We start from the raw sequence: 2,353 nt of genomic DNA on the forward strand, positions 1-2,353 counted from the left end.
CGGATCTCATTGAGATCCGGGCCCTTCGCATTTTCGCGTTCCTGTTGTGCGTCGGTTGCTTACATGATTACCTTCGATCAAGGATCTTCGCTGGAAGGGCGGGCCATTGATCGTCGAATACATCCGCTACCGCGTTCCCGAGGAGCGGTCGGCAGACTTCGAGGCCGCCTACCGGCGCGCCGCGGTGCCCCTCGGCAACGCTCCCGAGTGCGTCGACTACGAGCTCACCCGGTGCGCGGAGGAGGCCGGTCGCTACATCCTCCGGATCACCTGGACCTCCGCCGAGGACCACCTCGGAGGCTTCCGGAACGGCCCGAACTTCGCGGCCTTCTTCGCTGAGATCCGGCCCTACGTCTCCGACATCGAGGAGATGCGCCACTACGAGCCGACCGATGTCCGCGGGCAGGGGGCCTCGGTGCCGACCCTGTACGACTGGGCCGGCGGAGCCGAGGCGTTCGAGCGGCTCACCGAGGTGTTCTACGGGCACGTGCTGAAGGATGAGCTCATCGGCCCGCTGTTCGCCGGTATGGACCCGCGCCACCCCACCTACGTCGCCATCTGGCTGGGTGAGGTCTTCGGCGGCCCCGACCGCTACACCCGGGAACGCGGGGGATACGCCCACATGCTCTCCCAGCACCTCGGCAGGGGCATCACCGAGCGGCAGCGCCGCCGATGGGTGAACCTCCTCCTGGACGCCGCCGACGAGGTCGGCCTTCCCGGAGACCCGGAGTTCCGCGCGGCGTTCCTCGGCTACATCGAGTGGGGGACCCGTCTGGCGTTCGCCAACTCCCAGCCGGGAGCCGCCCCGGCGGCCAAGGCCCCGGTGCCGCACTGGGGATGGGGCGTGGCGCCGCCCTACACGCCTCGCGGATGAGCGGCTAGCGTGCCGGTGTGGATGACATGTCCGGACCGCTCCTGCGCTGGCGGGTACGCAGAGAACTCCCCGCCCTGAAAGGCGTCGCCGCCCTCGGCTTCGCCCTGCTCACGGTGCTGAACATCGGGGATCCGCGCGGTGTGATCCTGGCGGGCGTCGCGACCCTGGCGGCCGCCGCCCTCGCCCTGCGCGACGTCCTGGCTCCGGTACGGCTCAGCGCCGACGGCCACGGACTCGTCGTGGTGAAGGGGTTCGCCGGCTCCGAACGGGTGCCGTGGAGCGCGGTCGAGCGGATCCGGGTGGATACACGGACCCGCCTCACCTCTCGTACGGAGTTCCTCGAGATCGACACCGGCGACGGGATCTTCCTGCTGAGCCGTTTCGACCTGGGAGTGCCCTGCCAGGAGGTCGCCGACCGGCTGTGCACCCTGCGGAGCGGCCACTGAGAGCCCCGCTGGCCCGCGGTCTCCACCCGCGGTCTCCATCGATCCATGGGCGTGGGGCCTTCGCGGTACCCGGGCTCCCGCGCCCGGGAAACGCGTCAGCGGTGGAGGGTACGGCTCATGCCGGTGCATGCGCGAAGACGGGGTCCGCCGCCCCCGCCCCTCTCCGGCGTGGACTTCTCCAGTTCCCCCAGCAACGCGGCCGCCGTGTGCGCGTCGGCCAGGATCTGGGTCACCTCCTCGTCGGTGGCGGGAAGCTGGCCCCTTTTGGCGAGCTCGTCGCGGAGGAACGTGAACGGCTGCGGGTGGCCGGCCGCCTCGGCGGCCACCGTCGCCCGGGCCGCGGTCAGCAGGCGCAGGTAGTGGGACCGGAGCAACGCCTCACGCATCCGCATCTCCTCAAGGTCGCTCAGCAGGGATCTGGCGACCATGAGGAGGTCCTCAGGGTGATCGGCCTCCGCGTCGATGTGCGCGCGGATGTCGTCGAACTCCGAACGGGCCATGCTGCTCACCTCCATGGTGGAGTCAGGATCCTGACCCTCGTCCCTTGTCATATAGAGCGGCGATTGCGGACGGCTTGACGTCCGCTTGCGCGTGCCCGCGTCCTTCCGCTCACGTTTGGGACGCACGACCCTCGGGGATGGTTGGCAAGTTGTCCTTGTGGTCTCTGGGGCCTGCTAATGTTCTTCCTGCGGGGCAACGAGCCCCCGGGAACCGCAAGGTCCCGGGCGGGTGAGATGCCCGGCACCTCCCTCACACTGAAACCGACATTTCGGCTGTGTCCGCATGATTGGACATGAACCAGATGTTGGAGTAAGTTAGAGGGGTTGCCCTGGCGACAGGGTGGTCGAGATCCAGGTGGATCCGGCGGGTGCGGGTCGGCTGAAGCGAAAGCGACAGTTTGACACAAACCAGGCGGAACTGCTAAGATTGAGACGCGAAACGAATGCCCCGGAGGGCGGATCGATGATCCGGACCGACGGTGAACGCGTCCGTTTCTTGAGAACTCAACAGTGTGCTAAAAGCCAGTGCATGA

General features: G+C 68.0%; 3 protein-coding genes. 2 read left to right on the top strand and 1 reads right to left on the bottom strand.

Features of this window, described 5'->3' with window-relative positions; all coding sequences use genetic code 11:
• Window positions 1–106: 106 nt before the first annotated feature.
• A complete protein-coding gene (locus tag AB0D67_RS23365) occupies window positions 107–874 on the top strand; it encodes an antibiotic biosynthesis monooxygenase (RefSeq protein WP_362939373.1) in 768 nt (255 codons plus the stop codon).
• A 26-nt stretch (window positions 875–900) separates the two neighbouring features.
• Entirely contained in the window at window positions 901–1,320 is a 420-nt protein-coding gene (locus AB0D67_RS23370) for a PH domain-containing protein (RefSeq protein ID WP_362939397.1), read from the top strand.
• A 95-nt stretch (window positions 1,321–1,415) separates the two neighbouring features.
• Here the strand turns inward: AB0D67_RS23370 and AB0D67_RS23375 are convergent, their stop codons facing one another.
• Entirely contained in the window at window positions 1,416–1,820 is a 405-nt protein-coding gene (locus AB0D67_RS23375) for a hypothetical protein (protein WP_362939376.1), read from the bottom strand.
• Window positions 1,821–2,353: the final 533 nt, after the last annotated feature.

This window comes from Streptosporangium sp. NPDC048047 (genome assembly GCF_040653115.1).
In the GTDB taxonomy this organism is placed as follows: Bacteria; Actinomycetota; Actinomycetes; order Streptosporangiales; family Streptosporangiaceae; genus Streptosporangium.